The organism is Shinella kummerowiae, from assembly GCF_009827055.1.
Taxonomy (GTDB): domain Bacteria; phylum Pseudomonadota; class Alphaproteobacteria; order Rhizobiales; family Rhizobiaceae; genus Shinella; species Shinella kummerowiae.
This window is the reverse complement of record NZ_WUMK01000004.1, coordinates 508666-534497: the sequence shown is the minus strand read 5'-3', so window position 1 is coordinate 534497 and position 25832 is coordinate 508666. Positions and strand designations below refer to the sequence as shown.

The window sequence follows — 25832 nt, the reverse complement described above, 5'->3', positions numbered from 1 at the left end:
GCTCGACACACGTTGAGAACATGAATGCTGCACGCATGACGCGGTACGTCCGTGTCCTCTGCTCATCGAGGTCATCCACAAAAGGTGGATCGGCCTTGTTTTGCGCATGAACAGGCGTGTGGCCATGTATCCGCCCGAAAGGGTACTGAGACACTATTGCAAGGGATGGGTCTATGCCTACCGTAAACCAGTTGATCCGCAAGCCGCGCCAGGCGTCGGTAAAGCGCAACAAGGTTCCTGCTCTGCAGGAAAACCCCCAGAAGCGTGGCGTTTGCACCCGCGTTTATACGACGACCCCGAAGAAGCCGAACTCGGCTCTGCGTAAGGTCGCCAAGATCCGCCTGACCAATGGCTTCGAAGTCATTGGCTACATTCCGGGCGAAGGTCACAACCTGCAGGAACACTCTGTCGTCATGATCCGTGGCGGCCGCGTAAAGGACTTGCCGGGTGTGCGTTACCACATCATCCGCGGCGTTCTCGACACCCAGGGCGTCAAGAACCGCAAGCAGCGCCGTTCCAAGTACGGTGCGAAGCGTCCGAAGTAATACGTCAACCGGCGCCATTTCGCTGGTCAGTCCATTCTAAGTTTGAGAGACAAAAAGTATGTCCCGTCGCCATAGAGCAGAAAAGCGCGAGATCAACCCGGACCCGAAGTTCGGCGATCTCGTAGTCACCAAGTTCATGAATGCCATCATGCTGGACGGCAAGAAGTCCGTCGCCGAAACGATCGTTTACGGCGCCTTCGATGTTGTTCAGGGCAAGGCCAAGCAGGATCCGGTGACGGTTTTCCATTCGGCTCTCGACAACGTCGCGCCGCACGTCGAAGTGCGTTCGCGTCGCGTCGGTGGTGCGACCTACCAGGTTCCGGTCGACGTTCGTCCGGAGCGCCGTCAGGCTCTCGCAATCCGTTGGCTGATCGCAGCTGCCCGCAAGCGTAACGAAACGACCATGGTCGAGCGCCTTTCCGGCGAACTCATGGACGCGGCGAACAATCGCGGCAGCGCCGTCAAGAAGCGCGAAGACACGCACAAGATGGCTGACGCCAACCGTGCCTTCTCGCACTACCGCTGGTAACCGAAACTAGACGTCTCGAAAGGAGTCCCAGATGGCTCGCGAATATAAAATCGAAGACTACCGAAATTTCGGTATCATGGCGCACATCGACGCCGGCAAGACAACGACGACCGAGCGTATCCTTTACTACACCGGCAAGTCCCACAAGATCGGCGAAGTCCATGACGGCGCCGCCACGATGGACTGGATGGAGCAGGAGCAGGAACGCGGCATCACGATCACGTCGGCTGCCACCACGACCTTCTGGAAGGGCCGTGACGGCAAGACCCGCCGCTTCAACATCATCGACACCCCCGGCCACGTTGACTTCACCATCGAAGTCGAGCGTTCGCTGCGCGTTCTCGACGGTGCGATCGCTCTTCTCGACGCCAACGCCGGTGTTGAGCCGCAGACGGAAACCGTCTGGCGCCAGGCTGAGAAGTACAACGTTCCGCGCATGATCTTCTGCAACAAGATGGACAAGACCGGCGCGGACTTCTACCGCTCGGTGTCCATGATCAAGTCGCGTCTCGGTGCGACCGCCGTCGTCATGCAGCTGCCGATCGGCGCTGAAAGCGACTTCAAGGGCGTTGTCGACCTGATCGAAATGAACGCTCTCGTCTGGCGCGATGAATCGCTCGGCGCCCAGTGGGACGTCGTCGAGATCCCGGAAGACATGAAGGCCAAGGCCGAGGAATACCGCGAGAAGCTCATCGAGACCGTCGTCGAAATCGACGAAGCCGCGATGGAAGCCTATCTCGAAGGTAACTACCCGGACAACGACCAGATCCGTGCGCTCGTTCGCCGCGGCACCATCGACGTGAAGTTCCACCCGATGTTCTGCGGTACCGCGTTCAAGAACAAGGGCGTTCAGCCGCTGCTCGACGCCGTCGTCGATTATCTGCCGTCCCCGGCAGACATCCCGGCGATCAAGGGCATCGACGTCAAGACCGAGCAGGACATCGAGCGTCACGCCGATGACGCCGAGCCGCTCTCGATGCTTGCGTTCAAGATCATGAACGACCCCTTCGTCGGTTCGCTCACCTTCGCCCGCATCTATTCCGGCAAGCTCGAAAAGGGCACGTCGGTCATGAACACGGTCAAGGAAAAGCGCGAGCGCGTCGGCCGCATGCTGCAGATGCATTCCAACTCGCGTGAAGACATCGAAGAAGCCTTTGCCGGCGACATCGTTGCTCTCGCCGGCCTCAAGGACACGACGACGGGCGACACGCTCTGCGATCCGCTGAAGCCGGTTATCCTCGAGCGCATGGAATTCCCGGAGCCGGTCATCCAGATCGCGATCGAGCCGAAGACGAAGAACGACCAGGAAAAGATGGGCCTCGCCCTGAACCGCCTGGCCGCTGAAGACCCGTCCTTCCGCGTCAAGACCGACGAAGAGTCCGGCCAGACGATCATCGCAGGCATGGGCGAACTTCACCTGGACATCATCGTCGACCGTATGCGTCGCGAGTTCAAGGTCGAAGCCAACGTCGGCGCTCCGCAGGTTGCTTACCGTGAGACGATCACGCGTAAGACCGAAAAGGACTACACGCACAAGAAGCAGACCGGTGGTACCGGCCAGTTCGCCCGCGTGAAGCTCGTGTTCGAACCGAACCCGGATGGCGAAGACTTCCTCTTCGAATCCAAGATCGTCGGCGGCTCTGTTCCGAAGGAATACATCCCGGGCGTTCAGAAGGGTATCGAAAGCGTTCTGTCCTCGGGTCCGCTCGCAGGCTTCCCGATGCTCGGCGTCAAGGCGACGCTCATCGACGGCGCCTATCACGACGTCGACTCCTCGGTCCTCGCCTTCGAAATCGCATCGCGTGCCTGCTTCCGTGAAGCATCGCGTGAAGCCGGCGCCCAGCTGCTCGAGCCGATGATGAAGGTCGAAGTCGTAACGCCGGAAGACTATGTCGGCGACGTTATCGGCGACCTGAACTCCCGCCGTGGCCAGATCCAGGGCCAGGAATCGCGCGGCGTTGCCGTCGTGATCTCCGCCAACGTGCCGCTGGCGAACATGTTCAAGTACGTGGACAACCTGCGCTCCATGTCGCAGGGCCGCGCCCAGTACTCGATGGTCTTCGACCACTACGCGCCGGTTCCGTCGAACGTCGCACAGGAAATCCAGGCAAAGTACTCCGGTCAGAAGTGACCGGGGTACGCCCCAAAAAGCAATTTGTATGAATTTCCCCTCGCGGGATCACGAATGGAGAGCCGGAAATGGCAAAGAGCAAGTTTGAGCGCAACAAGCCTCACGTAAACATCGGCACGATCGGCCACGTTGACCATGGCAAGACGTCGCTGACGGCAGCGATCACGAAGTATTTCGGCGAGTTCAAGGCGTACGACCAGATCGACGCTGCACCGGAAGAAAAGGCGCGCGGCATCACCATCTCGACGGCGCACGTTGAGTACGAAACGCCGAACCGTCACTATGCGCACGTCGACTGCCCCGGCCACGCCGACTACGTCAAGAACATGATCACCGGTGCTGCCCAGATGGACGGCGCGATCCTGGTCTGCTCGGCCGCTGACGGCCCGATGCCGCAGACGCGCGAGCACATCCTGCTCGCCCGCCAGGTTGGCGTTCCGGCAATCGTCGTGTTCCTCAACAAGGTCGACCAGGTTGACGACGCCGAGCTTCTCGAGCTCGTCGAGCTGGAAGTGCGCGAACTTCTGTCGTCCTACGACTTCCCGGGCGACGACATTCCGATCATCAAGGGCTCGGCGCTCGCCGCTCTGGAAGATTCGGACAAGAAGATCGGCGAAGACGCGATCCGCGAGCTGATGGCTGCCGTTGACGCCTACATCCCGACGCCTGAGCGTCCGATCGACCAGCCGTTCCTGCTGCCGATCGAAGACGTGTTCTCGATCTCGGGCCGTGGTACGGTCGTGACCGGCCGCGTCGAGCGTGGCATCGTCAAGGTTGGTGAAGAAGTCGAAATCGTCGGCATCCGTGCGACGACCAAGACGACGGTTACCGGCGTTGAAATGTTCCGCAAGCTGCTCGACCAGGGCCAGGCCGGCGACAACATCGGCGCTCTGATCCGTGGCGTTCAGCGTGACGGCGTCGAGCGTGGCCAGATCCTGTGCAAGCCGGGTTCGGTCAAGCCGCACAAGAAGTTCATGGCAGAAGCCTACATCCTGACGAAGGAAGAAGGCGGCCGTCATACGCCGTTCTTCACGAACTACCGTCCGCAGTTCTACTTCCGCACGACGGACGTGACGGGTATCGTTTCGCTGCCGGAAGGCACGGAAATGGTTATGCCGGGCGATAACGTGACGGTTGCCGTCGAACTGATCGTTCCGATCGCGATGGAAGAAAAGCTGCGCTTCGCCATCCGCGAAGGCGGCCGCACCGTCGGCGCCGGCATCGTCGCTTCGATCGTCGAGTAAGACTTAAGGCTTTAAGGCCGCTGAAATAGGAAGGGCAGGGTGTTATCCTGCCCCTCCGGTCTTTGATAATTTAGCGGACTGGCCTTTCGGCATTGTGTTTTCGTGTGCGTTCCTTTATGGGAACCGCAGAATCAAAAAGCGCATATTCTCAAGAGAATCGCGCGGATAACGAACTAAGGAAAAAGTCGTATGAACGGCCAGAACATCCGCATCCGCCTCAAGGCGTTTGACCACCGGATCCTTGATGCCTCCACGCGTGAAATCGTGTCGACGGCAAAGCGTACCGGCGCAAGCGTCCGCGGCCCCGTTCCGCTCCCGACCCGTATTGAAAAGTTCACTGTCAACCGCTCGCCCCACGTGGACAAGAAGAGCCGTGAACAGTTCGAGATGCGCACGCACAAGCGCCTGCTCGACATCGTAGATCCGACTCCGCAGACCGTCGATGCCCTTATGAAGCTCGACCTTGCGGCCGGTGTAGACGTAGAGATCAAGCTCTAAGTCCGGCGTAAGCCGAAATAACAAGGAAGGTACGTGGCGTAAGCCGACGTCTTCTGAAAACGGGAAACCCGACGGCTAGGAAGCCCGAGTGGAATCCTTAAACCAAGAGGCATGAAGGGGCTCCCTCTCACGGGAATACCCCGACAGGACTTCTAAGAGGATTGAACCATGCGTTCAGGTGTGATTGCACAGAAAGTAGGGATGACTCGCGTCTATAATGACGCAGGTGAGCACATCCCTGTAACAGTACTGCGACTGGACAACGTCCAGGTCGTTGCCCAGCGTACGCAGGAGAAGAACGGCTACACGGCTGTTCAGCTCGGCGCCGGCTCTTCCAAGGTGAAGAACACGGCAAAGGCGCTGCGCGGCCAGTTCGCCGCAGCAAGCGTCGAGCCGAAGGCGAAGCTCGTCGAGTTCCGCGTCTCGGAAGACAACCTCATCGACATCGGCGCGGAACTGACCGCGAGCCATTTCGTCGCCGGCCAGCTGGTCGACGTTACCGGCACCACGATCGGTAAGGGTTTTGCCGGTGCCATGAAGCGCCACAACTTCGGTGGTCTTCGTGCAACGCACGGCGTGTCCGTTTCGCACCGTTCGCACGGTTCGACGGGTAACAACCAGGACCCGGGCAAGGTCTGGAAGGGCAAGCGCATGGCTGGTCACATGGGCCAGACGCGCGTCACCACCCAGAACCTCGAAGTCGTTTCGACCGACGAAGAGCGTGGTCTCATCCTCGTCAAGGGCGCAGTCCCGGGCTCCAAGGGCGCCTGGATCGTTGTCCGCGACGCCGTCAAGTCCGGCACCCCGTCCGACGCTCCGCGTCCGGCCGCCGTGCGCGCCGCAGCTAAGTAAGGGAGCCTGATCATGGATCTCAAAGTCACGACCCTCGAGGGGAAGGACGCCGGCAAGGTCTCCCTTTCCGACACGATTTTCGGCCTTGAGCCGCGTGAGGACATCATTGCCCGCGTCGTTCGCTGGCAGCTTGCCAAGAAGCAGCAGGGCACGCACAAGTCGAAGGGCCGCGCGGAAGTTTCCCGCACCGGCGCCAAGATGTACAAGCAGAAGGGTACGGGCCGCGCTCGTCACCATTCGGCACGCGCTCCGCAGTTCCGCGGCGGTGGCAAGGCCCACGGCCCGGTTGTCCGCAGCCATGCCCACGACCTGCCCAAGCAGGTTCGCGCACTCGGCCTGCGTCATGCGCTCTCGGCCAAGCTGAAGGCTGAAAACCTGATCATCATCGACGATCTGGTTGCTGCCGAAGCAAAGACGAAGGCTCTGGCTGGCGCTTTTGCGTCGCTCGGCCTCACCAACGCCCTCATCATCGGCGGCGCAGAACTTGACGGCAACTTCAAGCTCGCAGCACGGAACATCCCGAACGTGGACGTTCTGCCGATCCAGGGCATCAACGTTTATGATATCCTGCGCCGCGGCACGCTCGTTCTGTCCAAGGCTGCTGTAGAAGCCCTCGAGGAGCGGTTCAAATGACGGATCTTCGCCACTACGATGTGATCGTATCTCCTTCGATCACCGAAAAGTCGACGCTGGTCTCCGAAAACAACCAGGTTGTCTTCAACGTCGCCAAGCGCGCCTCCAAGCCTGAAATCAAGGCTGCAGTGGAAGCACTCTTCGGCGTCAAGGTCACGGCTGTGAACACGCTCGTCCGCAAGGGCAAGGTTAAGCGTTTCCGCGGCTTCGCCGGCCGGCAGGGAGATGTCAAGAAGGCTGTCGTCACGCTTGCTGACGGCCAGTCGATCGACGTCTCCACCGGGCTCTAATCGAGCAGTCGGCTAAAGAGGAAACAGGAAAATGGCATTGAAACACTTCAATCCGACCACTCCGAGCCAGCGTCAGCTGGTCATCGTCGACCGGTCGGGCCTTTACAAGGGCAAGCCCGTCAAGGCTCTGACCGAAGGTCTCTCCAAGAGCGGCGGTCGTAACAACCTCGGTCGCATCACCGCCCGCTTCATCGGTGGTGGTCACAAGCGCACCTACCGTCTCGTTGACTTCAAGCGTCGCAAGTTCGACGTCGAAGGCACCGTTGCGCGCCTGGAATACGACCCGAACCGTACGGCGTTCATCGCGCTGGTGGAATACGCTGACGGCGAGCAGGCCTACATCCTGGCACCGCAGCGCCTGGCAGCCGGCGACAAGGTCATCGCGTCCGACAAGGCCGTTGACGTCAAGCCCGGCAACACCATGCCGCTGCAGTACATCCCGGTTGGCTCGATTGTTCATAACGTCGAGATGAAGCCGGGCAAGGGCGGCCAGATCGCCCGCTCCGCCGGCACCTTCGTCCAGCTCGTCGGCCGCGATCAGGGCATGGCGATCCTTCGCCTGAACTCCGGCGAACAGCGCCTGGTTCACTCGTCCTGCCTCGCCACGATCGGCGCCGTATCCAACCCGGACCACGGCAACATCAACGACGGCAAGGCCGGTCGCACCCGCTGGCGCGGCAAGACCCCGCATAACCGCGGCGTCGTCATGAACCCGGTCGACCACCCGCACGGCGGTGGTGAAGGCCGCACCTCCGGTGGTCGCCATCCGGTATCCCCGTGGGGCAAGCCCACCAAGGGCAAGCGTACCCGCTCGAACAAGTCGACCGACAAGTTCATCATGCGCTCGCGCCACTTGAAGAAGAAGTAAGAGAGGTAGTCAGGAATGGCTCGTTCAGTATGGAAAGGCCCGTTTGTTGACGGCTATCTTCTCAAGAAGGCTGAGAAGGTTCGTGAAGGCGGTCGCAGCGAAGTGATCAAGATCTGGAGCCGTCGCTCCACGATCCTGCCGCAGTTCGTCGGTTTGACCTTCGGCGTCTACAATGGCTCGAAGCACATCCCGGTGGCCGTCAACGAAGATATGGTTGGCCACAAGTTTGGTGAATTCGCTCCGACCCGGACCTATTACGGTCATGGTGCGGACAAGAAGGCGAAGAGGAAGTAAAGATGGGTAAGGCTAAAGCCGAACGTCGGCTGAAGGATAACGAGGCGCAGGCCATCGCGCGCACGATCCGCGTCAGCCCCCAGAAGCTCAACCTGCTTGCTGCGCTCATCCGCGGCAAGAAGGTGGACAAGGCTCTCGCTGAGCTTGAATTCTCGCGCAAGCGTAGCGCCGAGACCGTCAAGAAGACGCTTGAATCTGCTATCGCCAACGCAGAAAACAACCACGACCTCGACGTGGACTCGCTGATCGTCGCGGAAGCGTATGTCGGCAAGTCGATTGTCATGAAGCGTTTCCACGCTCGTGGCCGCGGCCGCGCATCGCGGATCGAGAAGCCTTTCTCGCATCTCACGATCGTCGTCCGTGAAGTCGAAGCCAAAGGGGAGGCCGCATAATGGGCCAGAAGATTAATCCAATCGGTTTCCGCCTCGGCATCAACCGTACCTGGGACAGCCGTTGGTTCGCCGACAACGCCGAATACGGCCAGCTGCTCCACGAAGACCTGAAGATCCGCGCTTTCGTCATGGAAGAGCTGAAGCAGGCCGGTATCGCCAAGGTCGTCATCGAGCGTCCGCACAAGAAGTGCCGCATTACGATCCATTCGGCTCGCCCGGGTCTGATCATCGGCAAGAAGGGTGCAGACATCGAGAAGCTTCGCAAGAAGCTCGCTTCGATGACGAACTCCGAAACGCACCTCAACATCGTTGAAGTGCGCAAGCCGGAAGTCGACGCGACGCTCGTCGCACAGTCGATCGCCCAGCAGCTCGAGCGCCGCGTGGCTTTCCGCCGTGCGATGAAGCGCGCTGTTCAGTCCGCGATGCGTCTTGGCGCCGAAGGCATCAAGATCACCTGCGGCGGCCGTCTCGGCGGCGCAGAAATCGCGCGTACGGAATGGTACCGCGAAGGTCGCGTTCCGCTTCACACGCTGCGTGCAGACATCGACTACGGTACGGCTGAAGCCGAAACCGCATTCGGCATCTGCGGCATCAAGGTCTGGATCTTCAAGGGCGAAATCCTTGAGCACGACCCGATGGCCTCGGAGCGTCGCGCAAGCGAAAGTGACAGCCAGGGTCCCGCAAGCCGTGAACGCGGCGATCGCGGCGACCGTCGTCGTGAAAACGCGTAACAGTCGCGTTTGGCAGCCAATATCGGAGAAGTAAAAAAATGTTGCAGCCAAAGCGTACCAAGTACCGCAAGCAGTTCAAGGGCCGCATCAAGGGTGTCGCCAAGGGCGGCTCCGACCTCGCTTTCGGCGAGTTCGGCTTGAAGGCTCAGGAACCGAATCGCGTGAACGCTCGCGAGATCGAAGCGGCCCGCCGCGCGATCACCCGTTACATGAAGCGTGCCGGTCGTGTGTGGATCCGCGTGTTCCCGGACGTTCCGGTCACCGCAAAGCCCACCGAAGTCCGCATGGGTAAGGGTAAGGGTTCGGTCGAATACTGGGCGGCCAAGGTCAAGCCTGGCCGTATGATGTTCGAGATCGACGGTGTTTCCGAGGAGATCGCCCGTGAGGCGCTTCGTCTCGGCTCGGCCAAGCTCTCGGTCAAGACGCGCTTCGTACAGCGCATTGCAGAGTAAGGGGCAGAAGCGATGAAAGCCGTAGACGTTCGGGCGCTCAGCGCCGACCAGCTCAACGATGAGCTTGCCAAGCTGAAGAAGGAGCAGTTCAACCTGCGCTTCCAGAAGGCGACCGGCCAGCTCGAGAAGACCTCGCGCATCAACGAAGTCCGCAAGGATATCGCGCGCGTCAAGACCATTGCCCGCCAGAAGGCGGCAGAAGCCAAGGCCTAAGGACCAAAAAATATGCCGAAACGCATTCTGCAGGGCACTGTTGTCAGCGACAAGAACGACAAGACCATTGTCGTCCGCGTCGAGCGCCGCTTTGCTCACCCGCTGCTTCAGAAGACCGTTCGTCGGTCCAAGAAGTACAAGGCGCATGACGAAACCAACCAGTTCAAGGTCGGCGACGTCGTTTCCATCGAGGAATGTGCGCCGATCTCCAAGGACAAGCGCTGGACCGTCGTCGTATCGGCCCAGGCTTAAATACAAGGATTGAGCGCCGGGCTCTTGCTTCTGGCGCGAAAATCTGTATGAAGCAGCGCAAGGACGCTCGGAATCGCGAGCGTTCTTTTGCTTTGAGCGCACGGAAGGTCCATCGGTTCGCCGACGTGGAAACCACCTTGGCAACACACCATCCCGCGCGAAAACATGAATTTCCATAAGCTGGAACAGGGGGCTAACACCCAACCGGTCCGGTAAAACAAGAAGGCGACCTGACATGATTCAGATGCAGACTAACCTCGACGTCGCGGATAATTCCGGCGCACGTCGTGTCATGTGCATCAAGGTGCTGGGCGGCTCCAAGCGTAAGTACGCTTCGGTCGGCGACATTATTGTCGTCTCGATCAAGGAAGCCATCCCGCGCGGCCGCGTGAAGAAGGGTGACGTGATGAAGGCGGTTGTTGTTCGCACCGCCAAGGACATCCGTCGCGCCGACGGCAGCGTGATCCGTTTCGACAACAACGCAGCCGTCCTGATCGACAACAAGAAAGAGCCCATCGGCACCCGTATCTTCGGACCGGTTCCGCGCGAACTCCGCGCAAAGAACCACATGAAGATCATCTCGCTGGCTCCGGAAGTACTCTAAGGAGCGATGGCTATGCAAAAGATTCGTAAGGGCGACAAGGTCGTCGTACTCACCGGCAAGGACAAGGGCCGTACCGGTGAAGTTGTTCAGGTCATGCCGAAGGAAGACCGTGCGGTCGTCAAGGGTATCAACCTGGTGAAGCGTCACCAGCGTCAGTCCCAGACCCAGGAAGCCGGCATCATCACCAAGGAAGCTTCGATCCATCTGTCGAACATCGCGATCGCCGACCCCAAGGACGGCAAGCCGACCCGCGTCGGTTTCAAGGTCGAGGGTGACAAGAAGGTTCGTGTTGCAAAGCGTTCGGGAGTGTCGATCGATGGCTGACACCAAGTATGAGCCCCGGCTCAAGAAGGACTATGTCGAGCGCATCCGCCCGGCACTGCGGGAGCAGTTCTCCTACGCCAACGAGATGCAGATCCCGCGCCTCGAGAAGATCGTCATCAACATGGGTGTTGGCGAATCGACGGGCGACTCGAAGAAGCCGTCCGTAGCGGCTGCCGACCTCGCAGCGATCGCCGGCCAGAAGCCGGTCATCACGCGCGCTCGTAACTCCATCGCCGGCTTCAAGCTGCGCGAAGGCATGCCGATCGGCGCAAAGGTTACCCTTCGCGGCGCCCGCATGTTCGAATTTCTGGATCGCCTCGTTTACATCGCGCTGCCCCGTGTACGCGACTTTCGTGGTCTGAACCCGAAGTCCTTCGATGGCCGTGGCAACTTCGCCATGGGTATCAAGGAGCACATTGTGTTCCCTGAGATCAACTACGACAAGGTTGATCAGATGTGGGGCATGGACATCATCGTTTGCACGACGGCAACGACGGACGACGAAGCGCGGGCTCTTCTGAAAGAGTTCAACTTCCCGTTCCGCGCCTGATCCGTAACGACAAGCGTAAAGAAGGATAACTGTTATGGCGAAAACGAGCGCAGTTGAAAAGAACAAGCGCCGCCGCAAACTGGTTGCCAATCATGCCGCAAAGCGTGCGGCCCTGAAGGCGATCACCCAGAACCAGGCTCTTCCGATCGAAGAGCGCTTCAAGGCGACCTTGAAGCTCGCTGCGATGCCGCGCAATGGTTCGAAGACCCGCATCCGCAACCGCTGCGAAGTAACGGGCCGTCCGCGCGCCTTTTATCGCAAACTCAAGATGTCGCGTATTGCGCTTCGTGAACTGGGCAATTCCGGCAAGGTGCCGGGCATTGTCAAGTCGAGCTGGTAAGGAGACGGGCACATGTCAATGACTGATCCTCTGGGCGATATGCTCACCCGCATCCGCAACGGCGCCGCACGCCGCAAGTCGAGCGTTTCCACGCCGGCTTCCAAGCTGCGCGCCCGCGTTCTGGACGTTCTTCAGTCCGAAGGCTACATCCGCGGATATTCGGAAGTCGAATTCGGCAACGGCAAGGCCGAGCTGAACATCGAGCTCAAGTACTACGAAGGCGCGTCCGTGATCCGCAAGATCGCCCGCGTCTCCAAGCCGGGCCGCCGGGTCTATGTCTCGGTCAAGTCCATTCCGCAGGTCGCGAACGGCCTCGGCATCACCATCCTTTCGACCCCGAAGGGCGTGATGGCCGATCACCAGGCACGCGAACAGAACGTTGGTGGCGAGATTCTTTGCTCGGTCTTCTAAGACTGGGCAAGGATCTCCATAACGAACAGACAGGATATAAAAATGTCTCGTATCGGTAAGAAGCCCGTTCAGGTTCCCGCTGGTGTCACCGCGACCGTTGACGGTCAGAAGGTCACCGCAAAGGGCCCGAAGGGCGAACTGTTCTTCGTCGCGAACGACGAAGTTTCGGTCAAGCTCGAAGACAACGCTGTTGTCGTGCAGCCGGTCAACACGTCCAAGGATGCTCGTTCCAAGTGGGGCATGTCCCGCACGATGGTCGAGAACATCTTCAAGGGTGTGAAGGACGGCTACGAGCGCAAGCTCGAAATCAACGGCGTCGGCTACCGCGCGTCGCTGCAGGGCAAGAACCTGCAGCTGGCACTCGGCTTCAGCCACGACGTGGTCTACCAGACGCCGGAAGGCATCTCGATCGTTGTTCCGAAGCCGACGGAAATCGTCATCTCCGGCATCGACAAGCAGAAGGTCGGCCAGGTCGCCGCGGAAATCCGCGAATACCGTGGCCCCGAGCCCTACAAGGGCAAGGGCGTCAAGTATGCCGAAGAGCGGATTGTCCGCAAAGAAGGCAAGAAGAAGTAAGGATCACGCGAAATGGCTAGCAGGAAAGAAGCTCTCCAGCGCCGCGCCAACCGCGTGCGCCGTTCCATCAAGGCGGTCGCCAATGGCCGTCCGCGCCTGTCGGTTCATCGCTCGTCGAAGAACATCTACGTACAGGTTATCGACGACGTGGCCGGCAAGACGCTTGCGTCCGCCTCCACGCTCGACACCGATCTGCGCTCGTCGCTGAAGACGGGCGCCGACACGGCAGCAGCTGCTGCCGTCGGCAAGCTCATTGCAGAGCGTGCTGTCAAGGCCGGCGTCAACGAGGTCGTTTTCGACCGTGGCGCCTTCATCTATCACGGCCGCATCAAGGCTCTTGCCGAAGCTGCGCGTGAAGGTGGTCTGACCTTCTGATCATCCGGTCGGGCGCCCAGAGCGCCCGCCGACTTCAGTTGGGTATTGGTCGCTTCCATTCCTGAATGGAGGCGACTTTCGTCAATCTGCCGATTGCACCCGGAAAAGAAAAAGGAAAAGGACAATGGCACAGGAAAAGCGCGGTCGCGATGACCGCCAGAACCGCGAAGAGCGCGACAGCGAGTTTGTCGACAAGCTCGTCGCGATCAACCGCGTCGCGAAGGTCGTTAAGGGCGGCCGTCGTTTCGGCTTTGCAGCTCTCGTCGTCGTCGGCGACCAGAAGGGCCGCGTCGGCTTCGGCCACGGCAAGGCTCGTGAAGTTCCGGAAGCGATCCGGAAGGCCACCGAAGCCGCCAAGCGCGACCTCATTTTCGTACCGCTGCGCTCGGGCCGCACGCTGCACCACGACGTGCACGGCCGCCACGGCGCCGGCAAGGTTCTGCTGCGTTCGGCCAAGGCCGGTACCGGTATCATCGCTGGTGGTCCGATGCGCGCCGTCTTCGAAACGCTCGGCGTTCATGACGTCGTCGCCAAGTCGACCGGCTCCTCGAATCCGTACAACATGATCCGTGCGACGTTCGACGCTCTCAAGAGCCAGATGCACCCGAAGGACATCGCGGCTCAGCGCGGCATGAAGTATGCCACGCTGCAGGCTCGTCGTGCGTCCGCCGGCGTCGCTTCCGAAGAATAAGGGAGTTTGATCCATGGCTAAGAAAGAAACCGCTACGAAGACGGTGACTGTCGAGCAGATCGGCAGCCCCATCCGCCGTCCGGCCGTTCAGCGCGCAACGCTGGTCGGCCTGGGCCTCAACAAGATGCATCGGGTTCGCACGCTGGAAGACACTCCGTCTGTCCGCGGCATGATCCGTGCCGTCCAGCACCTCGTTCGCGTCGTCGAAGAGAAGTGAGGGGATAGATCATGAAACTCAATGAAATCAAGGACAACGAGGGCTCCTCGAAGAACCGTAAGCGCGTTGGTCGCGGTATCGGTTCGGGCTCCGGCAAGACCGGTGGTCGCGGTGTGAAGGGTCAGAAGGCACGTTCGGGTGTAGCCATCAACGGCTTCGAAGGCGGTCAGATGCCCATCTACCGTCGCCTGCCGAAGCGCGGCTTCAACAACATCTTCGCCTCTGACTTCGCCATCGTGTCGCTGGAGCGTATCCAGAAGGCACTCGATGCCGGCAAGCTCGACGGCAAGGCAACGGTTGATGCCGCTGCTCTCAAGGCAGCTGGCGTGATCCGTCGCGAAAAGGATGGCGTTCGCGTCCTCGGCGACGGTGAGCTGACGGCCAAGGTGACCTTCGAAGTCGCTGGCGCCTCCAAGTCGGCCATCGAGAAGATCGAAAAGGCCGGTGGCTCGATCAAGCTTCTCTCGGCAGCCGCAGAAGCAGCCGAATAATTCGACGAAAACTTCGCCCGGTGTGCTTCACACCGGGCGATTTTGCTACCATATGTGAGCCTCACAACGACGGTCGGGATTCTTGTCCCGCTGTTATCCGGAAGAAAAACCAGAGTGAGGCCGGGATTGCTTGACAATCCGCGTTTCAACCGGTTTAGGCTCCATCCGCCCGATTTGCCGCAACGGCAGGGGGCACGACGAATTTCAGCATCGGCGTCATCGATCCGGGGAGGGTCGGTCGCAGGTGCCAAAAAGGATCAGCCATTCCGGACCTGGCCGGGCTTCACCGCCGCCGGATCGGCTACGCGGAGAAATGCATGGCTTCGGCAGCGGAACAACTTGCCTCTAATCTCAACTTCTCGACTTTCGCCAAGGCGGAAGATCTGAAGAAGCGTCTCTGGTTCACGCTGGGCGCGCTGCTCGTCTATCGTCTCGGCACCTATATCCCGTTGCCGGGCCTCAACCCCGAAGCCTTCGCGCAGGCCTTCCGTGGCCAGTCGAGCGGTATCCTCGGCCTTTTCAACATGTTCTCCGGCGGCGCCGTCGAGCGCATGGCGATCTTCGCGCTCGGCATCATGCCGTACATTTCCGCGTCGATCATCGTGCAGCTGATGACCTCGGTCGTTCCTTCGCTGGAACAGCTGAAGAAGGAAGGCGAGCAGGGCCGCAAGATCATCAACCAGTACACCCGCTACGGCACGGTGCTGCTCGGCACGCTGCAGGCCTATGGCATCGCGGTCGGCCTTGAGAGCGGGGCAGGGCTGGTCAACGATCCGGGCTGGTTCTTCCGTATCTCCACCGTCATTTCGCTGCTGGGCGGCACCATGTTCCTGATGTGGCTGGGTGAGCAGATCACCTCGCGCGGCATCGGCAACGGCATTTCGCTGATCATCTTCGCCGGCATCGTCGCCGCCCTGCCGGGCGCGCTCGCCGGTACACTCGAACTCAGCCGCACGGGCGCCCTGTCGATCGGTGTTGTCATTGCCGTCGTGGTCATGGCTGTCGGCGTTATCGCGCTGATCGTCTTCGTCGAACGCGCCCAGCGCCGGCTTCTGATCCAGTATCCGAAGCGACAAGTGGGCAATCGCATGTTCCAGGGCGACACGTCGCACCTGCCGTTGAAGCTCAACACTGCGGGCGTCATCCCGGCCATCTTCGCGTCGTCGCTGCTCCTGCTGCCGGCAACGCTGGCCGGCTTCTCAAACACCTCCGAGCTGCCGTCCTGGGCGACCACGATCATCGCCGCCCTCGGCCATGGTCAGCCGCTCTACATGGCGCTCTACGCTGCCATGATCGCCTTCTTCGCCTTCTTCTATACGGCCATCGTCTTCAACCCGAAGGACACGGCCGACAATCTGAAGAAGCACGGCGGCTTCATTCCGGGCATTCGTCCGGGCGAGCGCACCGCCGAATATATCGACTACGTGCTGACCCGCATCACGGTCATCGGCGCGGCTTACCTGATGTTCGTCTGTATCCTTCCTGAAATCCTTATCGCGCAGACCGGCGTGCCGTTCTACCTTGGTGGTACGTCGCTTTTGATTGTTGTCAGCGTGACCCTGGATACTGTAGCACAGATACAGGGTCACCTGATCGCTCAGCAGTATGAAGGGCTGATCAAGAAGTCGAAGCTGCGTGGAGGAAAGAGGGGACGATGAGACTGATTTTTCTGGGGCCGCCGGGGGCTGGCAAGGGTACACAAGCCAAGCTCCTGACGGAAAAGCACGGTATTCCGCAGCTTTCCACGGGCGACATGCTGCGGGCGGCTGTAGCCGCCGGCACGGATGTCGGCAAGCGCGCGAAGGCTGTCATGGATGCCGGCCAGCTCGTTTCCGATGCGATTGTCAACGAGATCGTGTCCGATCGTGTTGATTCGGCCGACTGCGCGAAGGGCTTCATCCTCGATGGTTACCCGCGCACGGTTCCGCAGGCCGAGGCCCTCGACAAGATTCTCGCCGGCAAGGGCATCGCCCTTGATGCCGTCATCGAACTGAAGGTCGACGAGGATGCGCTGGTCAAGCGCATGGAGAATCGCGTGGCGGAAACCATCGCCGCCGGCGGTACGGTTCGCTCCGACGACAATCCGGAAGCCTTCAAGCGCCGCTTGACGGAATACCGCGAAAAGACTGCGCCGCTGTCGAGCTACTACGCTTCGACCGGTAAGCTCCAGACGGTCGACGGCATGGCCAATGTCGATGTCGTGACCGCCGAAATCGACGGGATTCTGGAGAAGGCCTGAGAAGCAATTCCAGGAAAAGTGTGAAGCGGTTATCCGTCAGGGACCGCTTTCGCGGCTCAAAGCCTAAAAAGGGCCGGCCGGGGAGTTGACTTTTTGGCCGATTCCCCCTTAAGACAGCGCCAACTCGCGACATACCATTGCGATCGGCGCGGATTTCCAAAAACGAAGTCCGGGTTCGGTCGTTTTCGACATGTCCCGAACCTCAATTGAGCGACACGGCTTCTGGGCCGTTTCATATGAAGAAAACCACTTGCCGGATGGCAACTGGAAGCAAGGAGAACAGGCGTGGCACGTATCGCTGGCGTCAACATCCCGACCGCGAAGCGCGTAGTCATCGCGCTGACCTATATCCACGGGATCGGCCCGAAATTCGCACAGGAACTCATCGAGAAGGTCGGTATCCCGGCTGATCGTCGCGTGCACCAGCTCACGGACGCAGAAATCCTGCAGATCCGCGAAGCCATTGACCGCGACTACCAGGTCGAAGGTGACCTGCGTCGCGAAACCTCGATGAACATCAAGCGCCTCATGGACCTCGGTTGCTACCGTGGTCTGCGTCACCGTCGTGGCCTTCCGGTCCGCGGTCAGCGCACGCACACCAATGCCCGCACCCGCAAGGGCCCGGCAAAGGCCATCGCAGGCAAGAAGAAGTAATTTCCCGGAAACGGGGAATGAGAGGCTGGCGCTTCGCGCCGGCCTCTTTTGAGTTTCGAGCGGGGCCTTGCATCATGCGTTGGTCCCGGTCGGTGGAGCTGCTGGCATTACGGCAGTGACGATATCGCCGCACGCATCGCCCTCCGGGCCCCGCGTGCATTTATTGTTCAGGGCAGGGACTTCAGTCCCTTCCCGGTGGAGCCGCTGGTACTACGGCGGTGTCGAGATCAACGAAAGGACTACCCATGGCCAAGGAAGCCGCACGCGTCCGCCGTCGCGAACGCAAGAACATCACCTCGGGTGTTGCTCACGTCAATTCTTCGTTCAACAACACGATGATCACCATCACCGATGCACAGGGCAACGCCATTGCCTGGTCGTCGGCCGGTGCCAAGGGCTTCAAGGGTTCGCGTAAGTCGACCCCGTTCGCCGCTCAGATCGCTGCTGAAGACTGCGCCAAGAAGGCTCAGGAACACGGCATGAAGTCGCTGGAAGTCGAAGTCTGCGGTCCGGGTTCGGGCCGTGAATCGGCTCTGCGCGCCCTCCAGGCTGCCGGCTTCATGATCACGTCGATCCGCGACGTGACCCCGATCCCGCACAACGGTTGCCGTCCGCGCAAGAAGCGCCGCGTCTGATCATCGCATTCGAACAACCATGGGAGCCGGTCGGCTTCCATGGATCTTCAGGGCTCGGCCGTCACGATTGAATGGTGGCGGCGAACGGAAGGCAAAACATATGATCCAGAAAAACTGGCAGGAACTGATCAAGCCGAACAAGGTGGAGTTCACCTCCTCCGGCCGCACCAAGGCAAGCCTTGTTGCCGAGCCGCTGGAACGTGGCTTCGGCCTGACGCTCGGCAACGCGCTGCGTCGCGTTCTCCTGTCGTCGCTGCGTGGCGCGGCTGTTACCGCCGTGCAGATCGACGGCGTCCTGCACGAATTCTCGTCGATCCCGGGTGTCCGCGAAGACGTGACCGACATCGTGCTCAACATCAAGGAAATCGCCATCAAGATGGATGGCGACGATTCCAAGCGTATGGTCGTGCGCAAGCAGGGTCCGGGCGTTGTGACGGCTGGTGATATCCAGACGGTCGGCGACATCGAGATCCTGAACCCCAACCATGTCATCTGCACCCTCGACGAGGGCGCGGAGATCCGCATGGAGTTCACGGTCAACAACGGCAAGGGTTACGTCCCGGCTGACCGCAACCGCTCTGAAGACGCTCCGATCGGCCTCATCCCGATCGACAGCCTCTACTCGCCGGTCAAGAAAGTGTCCTACAAGGTGGAAAACACCCGCGAAGGCCAGGTTCTCGACTACGACAAGCTGACCATGTCGATCGAGACTGACGGCTCCGTCACCGGCGAAGATGCGATCGCGTTCGCGGCCCGCATTCTTCAGGACCAGCTCTCGGTCTTCGTCAACTTCGACGAACCGCAGAAGGAAGCCGAAGAAGAGTCGGTCACCGAGCTCGCCTTCAACCCGGCGCTCCTCAAGAAGGTCGACGAACTGGAACTTTCGGTCCGTTCGGCGAACTGCCTGAAGAACGACAACATCGTCTACATCGGCGATCTCATTCAGAAGACCGAAGCCGAAATGCTTCGCACTCCGAATTTTGGTCGCAAGTCGCTGAACGAAATCAAGGAAGTTCTCGCTTCCATGGGCCTGCACCTCGGCATGGAAGTGCCCGCATGGCCGCCCGAGAACATCGAAGATCTCGCCAAGCGCTACGAAGACCAGTACTAAGGCCGCGCGCGCCCTTCGGGGCGCGTCACGCTGGCCTTAGCATGTACAAACGCGCATGACCTTGTTCCGCGGAGCGGGACGGACATGCGGAACCATCAAACGGCAGGCAACTGCCTGCATGTGAAGGAGAATAGAGATGCGCCACCAGAATTCGGGTCGCAAACTCAACCGTACCGCCAGCCACCGCAAGGCGATGTTCGCCAACATGGCTGCTTCGCTCATCCTGCATGAGCAGATCGTCACGACGCTGCCGAAGGCGAAGGAAATTCGTCCGATCGTCGAGAAGCTCGTCACCCTCGGCAAGCGCGGCGACCTGCACGCTCGTCGTCAGGCGATCTCGCAGATCCGTGACGTCACCGTCGTCGCCAAGCTGTTCGACGCCATCGCAACCCGTTACGCCACCCGCAACGGCGGCTACCTTCGCATCATGAAGGCCGGCTACCGTCACGGCGACAACGCCCCGCTCGCCGTCATCGAGTTCGTCGAACGCGACGTCGATGCCAAGGGCGCGGCCGACAAGGCACGTGTTGCTGCTGAAGCCGAAGCTGAAGCAGCCTGATCCTTCGGGATACGGAATTGAAAAAGGCCGGGAGAGCGATCTCCCGGCCTTTTCTATGACGTGTTGAACTTTATGCCCTGTTGAATTGGGGCCGGCCGTTGTTCCCGCGTTTCCAGCGGTTGAAGCGCGGCCGTATGGGGCGCCAGGCGATGAGCAGGGCCACCAGCGCCAGATAGATCATCTGTTCCAGCGCGACCACTTTCACCGCCATGGCGAAGTGCAACGCGCCGGCCGCCGCAATCACATAAACGAGCCGGTGCAGTTTCACCCAGCCCGGGCCGAGCCGGCGGATCGACCAGTTGTTCGATGTCAGCGCCAGCGGAATGAGCATCACGAAGGCGGCCATGCCGATGGTGATGAAGGGACGCTTGGCGATATCGGTGAGGATGGCGGCGAAGTTGAGATACTGGTCGAGCACCATATAGGTCAGGAAGTGCATCAGCACATACCAGAACGCCAGCAGCCCGAGCGCGCGCCGGTAGCGGATCCAGTTGATGCCGAAGAGATCCCGCAGCGGCGTGATGGCGAGCGTCGCCACGAGGAAGCGCAGCGCCCAGAGGCCGAGCAGGTGCTCGAACTCCTTGACCGGATTGCCGGGCAGCATTCCGGTTGCGCCGAGATAGAAACCATAGGCGGCCGGCACCAACCCGACGGCATAGAGCAGCCAGATCGATGCCGCGTGGTACTTGCGGGGCAGGGCGGGCAGGCTGGCCATCAGAAATTCGCCCTCAGATCCATGCCGGCATAAAGGCTCGCGACCTCCTCGGCATAGCCGTTGAACGGCAAGGTCGGCCGGCGGTTGGCGCCGAAGAAGCCGCCTTCGCCGATGCGGTTCTCGCTCGCCTGGCTCCAACGCGGGTGATCGACCTCCGGATTGACGTTGGCGTAGAAGCCGTACTCGTTTGCAGCGGCAAGGTTCCAGGTGGAAGGCGGCTGCTTGTCGGTGAGCGTGATCTTGACGATCGACTTGATGCCCTTGAAGCCGTACTTCCACGGCACCACCAGTCGGATCGGCGCGCCGTTCTGGTTCGGCAGCGTCTTGCCGTAGACGCCGACGGAGAGGATCGTCAGCGGGTGGCGCGCTTCGTCGAGCCGCAGGCCCTCGACATAGGGCCAGGGCAGCGACTGGAAATAGCCGCCTTGCCCCGGCATCTCCTCCGGCCGGACGATAGTTTCGAAGGCGACGTATTTCGCGTCGCCGAGCGGCTCGACCTGGTCGAGCAGGGCGGCAAGCGGAAAGCCGACCCACGGAATGACCATGGACCAGGCCTCCACGCAACGCATGCGATAGACCCGGTCCTCGAGCGGCATGGCCAGCAGCTCTTCCAATCCGAACTCCTTCGGCTTGCCGACGAGGCCATCGACCTTGATGGTCCACGGCGTCGGCTTGAATTTTTCCGAATTCGCCGCCGGATCGCCCTTGCCCAGGCCGAACTCATAGAAATTGTTGTAGGTCGTGACGTCTTTCTCCGGCGTCAGTTTCTCGTCCACCTTGTACTGGCTCGGCGACGCCTTCAGCGCTTCCGCGAAAGCCGGGGTTCCGGCTGCGGCCAGGGCACCGCCCGCCGCAGCGGCCAGAAAGGTGCGGCGATTGAGGAAACAGTGTTCTGGCGTGATATCCGAAGCGGCGATGCGGGGCGGGCGGTAGAGAGGCATGGTGAGGCTCGATCTGTTCGGTTGCTTTCCCTGGTACCTACGTAAATGGCGGTCGTGTTGTTTCAACGGCAGCAAAAGATTTACCGCGACCACTTTTTCGTGCTTTGCGCGTGACTTCGTCGCGATTGGACGTGCCGGCGCAGTTTGCCTTTTTTCTCGCGAAATCCTATCTGATCGTAGCGCAGAAACGAAGGAGACTCGTCCATGCTGAATGTCCGCACCCTGTTTGCCGCTCCGGTGGTTCTTGCGCTGGCGCTTGTGTCGCCCGCCATGGCCCAGGAGCGCACCGTGCCGCAGTCGCGCATGGAAATGCAGCTGTCCTTCGCGCCGCTCGTCAAGCAGGTCGAGAATGCCGTCGTGAACGTCTATGCCGAGCGCGTCGTCGAACGCCGCTCGATCTTCGAAGGCGATCCCTTCTTCGAGGAGTTTTTCGGCCAGCGCATGCCGAACCGCAGCGAGAAGCAGTCGTCGCTCGGCTCCGGCGTCATCGTCGGCACGAAGGGCATTGTCGTCACCAACAACCATGTGATCGAGGGTGCCAGCGACATCAAGATCGCGCTGGCCGATGGTCGCGAATATGAAAGCACCGTCGTTCTGAAGGACGAGCGTGTCGACCTCGCTGTGCTGAAGGTCAAAGGGGACTTCGAATTCACGGCACTGCCGCTGGGCGATAGCGACGCGGTCGCGGTCGGCGATCTGGTTCTCGCGATCGGCAACCCCTTCGGCGTCGGCCAGACGGTGACCAGCGGTATCGTGTCTGCGCTGGCGCGCAACCAGGTGCGTTCGGGCGATTTCGGCTTCTTCATCCAGACGGATGCCTCGATCAATCCCGGCAATTCCGGCGGCGGCCTGATCAACATGAATGGCGAGCTGATCGGCATCAACACCGCGATCTTTTCGCGCGGCGGCGGCTCGAACGGCGTCGGCTTCGCCATTCCGGCAAACCTCGTGAAAACATTCATCGCCAGTGCGGAGAACGGCAGCGCCAGCTTCGACCGCCCCTTCGTCGGCGCTACCTTCGAGGCGGTTACCTCGGAAGTGGCCGAAGCGCTCGGCCTGCAAAGGGCGCGCGGCGCGCTGATTTCGCAGGTACAGGCCGGCAGTCCGGCGGAAAAGGCCGGCATGAAGCCGGGACAGGTCATCACGGCGGTGAACGGTATTGCCGTCGAACATCCCGACGCCCTCGGTTACCGCCTGACCACGGTCGGCATCGGTGGAACAGCGCGCATCACCGTCGTCAACAACGGCAAGGAAGAGGATCTGACGCTGTCGCTTGACCGTGCGCCCGAGACGACGCCGCGGGATGAGCGGCTGATCGATGGCCGCAATCCCTTCTCCGGTGCGGTCGTCGCCAACCTGTCGCCGCGCATTGCCGAAGAGCTGCGCATGCCGATGAACCGGACGGCGACCGGCGTCGTCATCACCGAGATCAACCGTGGTTCGCCGGCCGCCCGCATCGGCCTGCAGCCGCGCGACATCATCATCGAGCTTAACGGGACCGAGGTGACGTCGAGCGAAATCCTCGCCAAGCTCGTCAACGAGGACCCATCCATCTGGCGCGTCGAGATCGAACGTGACGGCCAGCGCATCCGCCAGTTCTTCCGATGAGCGACCTCTTCGCCCCGCGTGAACCGGAGGACATGGCCGCCAAGCGCCCGCTTGCCGATCGCCTGCGCCCCCGCACGCTGGGCGAAGTGTCCGGCCAGGAACACTTGACCGGGCCGGACGGGGTGCTGTCGCGCATGATCGAGGCCGGCTCGCTCGGCTCGATGATCTTCTGGGGGCCGCCCGGCACCGGCAAAACGACGGTGGCGCGCCTGCTGTCCGGCGAGACCGGTCTTGCCTTCGAGCAGATTTCGGCGATCTTTTCCGGTGTCGCCGATCTCAAGAAGATGTTCGACGCAGCCCGCCAGCGCCGCATGGGCGGACGTCAGACGCTGCTCTTCGTCGACGAGATCCACCGCTTCAACCGAGCCCAGCAGGACAGTTTCCTGCCGGTCATGGAGGATGGCACCATCGTGCTTGTCGGCGCGACGACGGAAAACCCGTCCTTCGAGCTCAACGCCGCTCTTTTGTCCCGCGCCCGCGTGCTCACCTTCAAGCCGCATGACGAGGCGAGCCTCGAGGAGCTGTTGCAGCGCGCCGAGGCGGTCCAGGAAAAACCCCTGCCGCTCGACGCGGAGGCGCGGGCATCGCTGCTGCGTATGGCCGACGGCGACGGCAGGGCGGTGCTGACGCTGGCAGAGGAGGTGTGGCGCGCGGCCCGTGCGGGTGAAACCTTCGGGCAGGACGATCTCTTCCGCATCGTGCAGCGCCGCGCACCGGTCTATGACAAGTCTCAGGACGGCCACTACAATCTCATCTCCGCTCTGCACAAAGCCGTGCGCGGATCCGACCCCGATGCGTCGCTCTACTATCTTACCCGCATGCTGGATGCCGGGGAGGATCCGTTGTTCCTGTGCCGCCGCATGGTGCGCATGGCGGTGGAGGATATCGGTCTTGCCGATCCGCAGGCGCTCGTCGTGTGCAATGCCGTGAAGGACGCCTATGACTTCCTCGGCTCGCCGGAAGGCGACCTCGCGCTGGCGCAGGCCTGCCTCTACCTTGCCACCGCGCCGAAATCGAACGCCGTCTACACCGCCTACAAATCGGCGATGCGCGCGGCCAAGGAACACGGCTCGCTGCTGCCGCCAAAGCACATTCTCAACGCGCCGACCAAGCTGATGAAGGGCGAAGGCTACGGCGACGGATACCGCTACGACCACGACGAGCCCGACGCCTTTTCCGGCCAGGACTACTTTCCGGAAAAAATGGGCCGCCGCCAATTCTACGACCCGCCGGAACGCGGTTTCGAGCGGGAGCTGCGCAAGCGGCTCGAATGGTGGGCGAAGCTGCGGCGGGAGCGGGGTTAGGCAGCACCAAAGCGCTGCGCCGGTTTCTGCGGGGCAAGCGGCACGATCTTGATCGACGACTCCGCCTTGCCGGGATGTCCTTCCATATCGATCACCACGTGCCAGTGGCCGCTTTCCGGGATCTTCAGGCGGATGGGGGATTGTTTGGCGACGCCGCCGAGGAATTTGTGCTGGCGGGCGTTCTTGAACAGGTCGAAGTTGGCATGGCTCATCAGGCGCACATTGGCAATCGCCGACAGCGTGATCTCGATCACCGCCCCGCCGCGCTGCAGGTCGAGATCATAGTGCGTGTAGGAAAAGCTGTGTGCCATGGTCTGCCCGGAAATGTATCTGATTTTGCGCTAATATTGCCATGCGCCGGTTAATGTTTTCTTCCATGGCGTGGGTCGGCTGTGATTTGAATCTTCTATTGATTTCAGTGCGTTGCCGAAGAGTTCGGATTCAATCCGGCAGCCGGTTGAATCAAATCCGTAAGCGCTTCGCGGAAAATTTGCGTTGCAGTGTCGGGTCGGCGATGCGGCCGGCGTCCTTGGTGCATGAAGCCGGCGGGGCGCCGGTTGGAACCGAGGAGAACGACATGCCCAGGATGACCATCATCACCCTTCTGACCGCGGCCCTTGCCGCTTTTGCACCCGTCGCAGCCGCCGAGGAGGCCAAGGAAAACCCGTTGCAGGGCGAGGCCGGCAAGCCGGACAAGGCTGGCCATCTCGCGGTCAACGGCATCAACTACTATTACGAGATCCGGGGTGAGGGCGAACCTCTGCTGCTGCTGCATGGCGGCCTCGGCCAGATCGAGATGTTCGGCGCCAATCTCAAGACGTTGCAGGACAAGCGCCAGGTGATCGGCGTCGATCTGCAGGGGCACGGCCGCACGCCGCTCGGCGACCGGCCGATCGACATTCCGGCGATCGGCAAGGATATGGCCGAACTGGTGACGGCGCTCGGCTACGACCAGGTCGATGTGCTCGGCTATTCCTTCGGCGGCGGTGTCGCGCTGCAGATGGCCGCGCAGGCGCCGGACAAGGTGCGCCGCCTCGTCATCGCCTCTGCGCCGTTTGCCCGGAACGGCTTCTTTCCCGAGATGATCCCGCAGCAGGAGGCGGTTTCGGGCGCGATGGCGGACATGATGAAGGAGACGCCGATGTACAAATCCTACGCCGCGGTGGCGCCGGATGTCTCGGAGTTTCCAAAACTCCTCGACGCGATGGGGGCGGCAATGCGCGAGAAATATGACGCTTCCGATGCGGTGGCGAAACTCTCCATGCCGGTCATACTGATCTTCGGCGACAGCGACATGATCCGCCCGGAACATATCGTCGAGTTCTACCAGAAGCTCGGCGGCGGGCTGAAGGATGCCGGCTGGATGCGGGAAAACATGTCAAAGAACCGTCTGGCCATCCTGCCGGGCCTGACCCACTACGAAACCTTCGCAGCGCCCGCCCTCGTCAATACCGCGCTGCCTTTCCTCGATGGCCAGTCTAACACGCAGAGCTGGGCCGGGCAGGTTGACGGCAACTGAAACAGTCTGAAGCCCGGATGCGGAAATCGCATCCGGGCTTCACA

The 25832-nt window shown here is 61.1% G+C and carries 37 protein-coding genes; 34 read left to right on the top strand and 3 right to left on the bottom strand.

The window, feature by feature from the left end:
- The first annotated feature begins 173 nt into the window (after nucleotides 1-173).
- The 31 genes from rpsL (at nucleotide 174) to rplQ (ending at nucleotide 19701) form a co-directional block, all read left to right on the top strand.
- A complete protein-coding gene (gene rpsL, locus GR138_RS13670) occupies nucleotides 174-545 on the top strand; it encodes a 30S ribosomal protein S12 (RefSeq protein ID WP_022719193.1) in 372 nt (123 codons plus the stop codon).
- A gap of 58 nt (nucleotides 546-603) precedes the next feature.
- Nucleotides 604-1074, top strand: coding sequence for a 30S ribosomal protein S7 (gene rpsG, locus GR138_RS13665; protein ID WP_069059038.1), 471 nt, complete (start codon nucleotides 604-606; stop codon nucleotides 1072-1074).
- A gap of 31 nt (nucleotides 1075-1105) precedes the next feature.
- Complete coding sequence (fusA, locus tag GR138_RS13660; RefSeq protein WP_160859777.1) at nucleotides 1106-3205, top strand: elongation factor G; 2100 nt, start codon at nucleotides 1106-1108, stop codon at nucleotides 3203-3205.
- A gap of 68 nt (nucleotides 3206-3273) precedes the next feature.
- Complete coding sequence (tuf, locus tag GR138_RS13655) at nucleotides 3274-4449, top strand: elongation factor Tu (protein WP_160859776.1); 1176 nt, start codon at nucleotides 3274-3276, stop codon at nucleotides 4447-4449.
- A 189-nt stretch (nucleotides 4450-4638) separates the two neighbouring features.
- Nucleotides 4639-4947 (top strand): 30S ribosomal protein S10, encoded by a 309-nt coding sequence (gene rpsJ, locus GR138_RS13650; protein ID WP_003507767.1) that lies wholly within the window; start codon nucleotides 4639-4641, stop codon nucleotides 4945-4947.
- A gap of 168 nt (nucleotides 4948-5115) precedes the next feature.
- On the top strand, nucleotides 5116-5799 hold the full coding sequence (rplC, locus tag GR138_RS13645; RefSeq protein ID WP_160859775.1) for a 50S ribosomal protein L3: 684 nt from the start codon (nucleotides 5116-5118) through the stop codon (nucleotides 5797-5799).
- A gap of 12 nt (nucleotides 5800-5811) precedes the next feature.
- Nucleotides 5812-6432 (top strand): 50S ribosomal protein L4, encoded by a 621-nt coding sequence (gene rplD / locus GR138_RS13640; protein ID WP_160859774.1) that lies wholly within the window; start codon nucleotides 5812-5814, stop codon nucleotides 6430-6432.
- Nucleotides 6429-6722 (top strand): 50S ribosomal protein L23, encoded by a 294-nt coding sequence (locus GR138_RS13635; protein ID WP_160859773.1) that lies wholly within the window; start codon nucleotides 6429-6431, stop codon nucleotides 6720-6722. The genes rplD and GR138_RS13635 overlap by 4 nt, the downstream gene beginning before the upstream one ends.
- A 31-nt stretch (nucleotides 6723-6753) precedes the next feature.
- Nucleotides 6754-7590: a 50S ribosomal protein L2 gene (gene rplB / locus GR138_RS13630; RefSeq protein WP_160859772.1), complete on the top strand. Its 837-nt coding sequence runs from the start codon at nucleotides 6754-6756 to the stop codon at nucleotides 7588-7590.
- A 15-nt stretch (nucleotides 7591-7605) separates the two neighbouring features.
- A complete protein-coding gene (rpsS, locus tag GR138_RS13625) occupies nucleotides 7606-7884 on the top strand; it encodes a 30S ribosomal protein S19 (protein ID WP_023517272.1) in 279 nt (92 codons plus the stop codon).
- A gap of 2 nt (nucleotides 7885-7886) precedes the next feature.
- Nucleotides 7887-8276 carry a 50S ribosomal protein L22 gene (gene rplV, locus GR138_RS13620; protein WP_069059031.1) on the top strand — a complete coding sequence of 130 codons (390 nt, stop codon included), beginning with the start codon at nucleotides 7887-7889 and terminating at the stop codon, nucleotides 8274-8276.
- Nucleotides 8276-9007, top strand: a complete 732-nt coding sequence (gene rpsC / locus GR138_RS13615; protein WP_160859771.1) for a 30S ribosomal protein S3 — start codon at nucleotides 8276-8278, stop codon at nucleotides 9005-9007. Before rplV ends, rpsC begins: the two co-directional genes overlap by 1 nt.
- 38 nt (nucleotides 9008-9045) lie before the next feature.
- A complete protein-coding gene (gene rplP, locus GR138_RS13610) occupies nucleotides 9046-9459 on the top strand; it encodes a 50S ribosomal protein L16 (protein WP_117372290.1) in 414 nt (137 codons plus the stop codon).
- Nucleotides 9460-9471: 12 nt separating this feature from the next.
- Nucleotides 9472-9672: a 50S ribosomal protein L29 gene (rpmC, locus tag GR138_RS13605; protein ID WP_069059028.1), complete on the top strand. Its 201-nt coding sequence runs from the start codon at nucleotides 9472-9474 to the stop codon at nucleotides 9670-9672.
- Nucleotides 9673-9684: 12 nt separating this feature from the next.
- Entirely contained in the window at nucleotides 9685-9924 is a 240-nt protein-coding gene (rpsQ, locus tag GR138_RS13600; RefSeq protein ID WP_160859770.1) for a 30S ribosomal protein S17, read from the top strand.
- 235 nt (nucleotides 9925-10159) lie between these two features.
- Nucleotides 10160-10528 carry a 50S ribosomal protein L14 gene (rplN, locus tag GR138_RS13595; protein ID WP_003495199.1) on the top strand — a complete coding sequence of 123 codons (369 nt, stop codon included), beginning with the start codon at nucleotides 10160-10162 and terminating at the stop codon, nucleotides 10526-10528.
- A 12-nt stretch (nucleotides 10529-10540) separates the two neighbouring features.
- Nucleotides 10541-10852, top strand: coding sequence for a 50S ribosomal protein L24 (gene rplX / locus GR138_RS13590; RefSeq protein WP_069059026.1), 312 nt, complete (start codon nucleotides 10541-10543; stop codon nucleotides 10850-10852).
- A complete protein-coding gene (gene rplE / locus GR138_RS13585; RefSeq protein WP_160859769.1) occupies nucleotides 10845-11402 on the top strand; it encodes a 50S ribosomal protein L5 in 558 nt (185 codons plus the stop codon). The genes rplX and rplE overlap by 8 nt, the downstream gene beginning before the upstream one ends.
- 34 nt (nucleotides 11403-11436) lie before the next feature.
- A complete protein-coding gene (gene rpsN, locus GR138_RS13580) occupies nucleotides 11437-11742 on the top strand; it encodes a 30S ribosomal protein S14 (protein WP_160859768.1) in 306 nt (101 codons plus the stop codon).
- Between the two features lie 12 nt (nucleotides 11743-11754).
- The gene (rpsH, locus tag GR138_RS13575) at nucleotides 11755-12153 is read left to right on the top strand and encodes a 30S ribosomal protein S8 (protein WP_069059023.1); all 399 of its coding nucleotides are present in this window, start codon (nucleotides 11755-11757) and stop codon (nucleotides 12151-12153) included.
- Nucleotides 12154-12195: 42 nt separating this feature from the next.
- On the top strand, nucleotides 12196-12729 hold the full coding sequence (rplF, locus tag GR138_RS13570; protein WP_160859767.1) for a 50S ribosomal protein L6: 534 nt from the start codon (nucleotides 12196-12198) through the stop codon (nucleotides 12727-12729).
- Between the two features lie 12 nt (nucleotides 12730-12741).
- A complete protein-coding gene (gene rplR / locus GR138_RS13565; RefSeq protein WP_160859766.1) occupies nucleotides 12742-13104 on the top strand; it encodes a 50S ribosomal protein L18 in 363 nt (120 codons plus the stop codon).
- A 124-nt stretch (nucleotides 13105-13228) separates the two neighbouring features.
- Nucleotides 13229-13795, top strand: a complete 567-nt coding sequence (rpsE, locus tag GR138_RS13560; protein ID WP_023515494.1) for a 30S ribosomal protein S5 — start codon at nucleotides 13229-13231, stop codon at nucleotides 13793-13795.
- Nucleotides 13796-13808: 13 nt separating this feature from the next.
- Entirely contained in the window at nucleotides 13809-14012 is a 204-nt protein-coding gene (gene rpmD, locus GR138_RS13555) for a 50S ribosomal protein L30 (protein ID WP_160859765.1), read from the top strand.
- A gap of 11 nt (nucleotides 14013-14023) precedes the next feature.
- Nucleotides 14024-14503 carry a 50S ribosomal protein L15 gene (rplO, locus tag GR138_RS13550; protein WP_160859764.1) on the top strand — a complete coding sequence of 160 codons (480 nt, stop codon included), beginning with the start codon at nucleotides 14024-14026 and terminating at the stop codon, nucleotides 14501-14503.
- A gap of 317 nt (nucleotides 14504-14820) precedes the next feature.
- Nucleotides 14821-16161: a preprotein translocase subunit SecY gene (secY, locus tag GR138_RS13545; RefSeq protein WP_160859763.1), complete on the top strand. Its 1341-nt coding sequence runs from the start codon at nucleotides 14821-14823 to the stop codon at nucleotides 16159-16161.
- Nucleotides 16158-16742 (top strand): adenylate kinase, encoded by a 585-nt coding sequence (locus GR138_RS13540; protein WP_160859762.1) that lies wholly within the window; start codon nucleotides 16158-16160, stop codon nucleotides 16740-16742. Before secY ends, GR138_RS13540 begins: the two co-directional genes overlap by 4 nt.
- Nucleotides 16743-17027: 285 nt before the next feature.
- Nucleotides 17028-17396, top strand: coding sequence for a 30S ribosomal protein S13 (gene rpsM, locus GR138_RS13535; RefSeq protein ID WP_160859761.1), 369 nt, complete (start codon nucleotides 17028-17030; stop codon nucleotides 17394-17396).
- Nucleotides 17397-17641: 245 nt separating this feature from the next.
- Nucleotides 17642-18031 (top strand): 30S ribosomal protein S11, encoded by a 390-nt coding sequence (gene rpsK, locus GR138_RS13530; RefSeq protein WP_023513823.1) that lies wholly within the window; start codon nucleotides 17642-17644, stop codon nucleotides 18029-18031.
- A gap of 100 nt (nucleotides 18032-18131) precedes the next feature.
- The gene (locus GR138_RS13525; protein ID WP_160859760.1) at nucleotides 18132-19142 is read left to right on the top strand and encodes a DNA-directed RNA polymerase subunit alpha; all 1011 of its coding nucleotides are present in this window, start codon (nucleotides 18132-18134) and stop codon (nucleotides 19140-19142) included.
- A 136-nt stretch (nucleotides 19143-19278) separates the two neighbouring features.
- Nucleotides 19279-19701, top strand: a complete 423-nt coding sequence (gene rplQ, locus GR138_RS13520) for a 50S ribosomal protein L17 (protein ID WP_160859759.1) — start codon at nucleotides 19279-19281, stop codon at nucleotides 19699-19701.
- 70 nt (nucleotides 19702-19771) lie between these two features.
- Here the strand turns inward: rplQ and msrQ are convergent, their stop codons facing one another.
- Together msrQ and msrP are read right to left on the bottom strand one after the other, a co-directional pair.
- Entirely contained in the window at nucleotides 19772-20416 is a 645-nt protein-coding gene (gene msrQ, locus GR138_RS13515) for a protein-methionine-sulfoxide reductase heme-binding subunit MsrQ (RefSeq protein ID WP_160859758.1), read from the bottom strand.
- Nucleotides 20416-21357 carry a protein-methionine-sulfoxide reductase catalytic subunit MsrP gene (gene msrP / locus GR138_RS13510; RefSeq protein ID WP_160859757.1) on the bottom strand — a complete coding sequence of 314 codons (942 nt, stop codon included), beginning with the start codon at nucleotides 21355-21357 and terminating at the stop codon, nucleotides 20416-20418. Before msrP ends, msrQ begins: the two co-directional genes overlap by 1 nt.
- Before the next feature lie 204 nt (nucleotides 21358-21561).
- On the opposite strand from msrP, the gene GR138_RS13505 reads away from it, so the two are divergent.
- Together GR138_RS13505 and GR138_RS13500 are read left to right on the top strand one after the other, a co-directional pair.
- Nucleotides 21562-22965 carry a DegQ family serine endoprotease gene (locus tag GR138_RS13505; RefSeq protein WP_160859756.1) on the top strand — a complete coding sequence of 468 codons (1404 nt, stop codon included), beginning with the start codon at nucleotides 21562-21564 and terminating at the stop codon, nucleotides 22963-22965.
- Nucleotides 22962-24269, top strand: coding sequence for a replication-associated recombination protein A (locus GR138_RS13500; protein ID WP_160859755.1), 1308 nt, complete (start codon nucleotides 22962-22964; stop codon nucleotides 24267-24269). The genes GR138_RS13505 and GR138_RS13500 overlap by 4 nt, the downstream gene beginning before the upstream one ends.
- Here the strand turns inward: GR138_RS13500 and GR138_RS13495 are convergent.
- Nucleotides 24266-24580 carry a DUF1883 domain-containing protein gene (locus GR138_RS13495; RefSeq protein ID WP_160859754.1) on the bottom strand — a complete coding sequence of 105 codons (315 nt, stop codon included), beginning with the start codon at nucleotides 24578-24580 and terminating at the stop codon, nucleotides 24266-24268. The two genes, GR138_RS13500 and GR138_RS13495, sit on opposite strands and share 4 nt — an antisense overlap.
- Nucleotides 24581-24846: 266 nt before the next feature.
- Here GR138_RS13495 and GR138_RS13490 point away from each other — a divergent pair, with 266 nt between their 5' ends.
- Nucleotides 24847-25788, top strand: coding sequence for an alpha/beta fold hydrolase (locus GR138_RS13490; RefSeq protein WP_202402632.1), 942 nt, complete (start codon nucleotides 24847-24849; stop codon nucleotides 25786-25788).
- Nucleotides 25789-25832 lie beyond the last annotated feature (44 nt).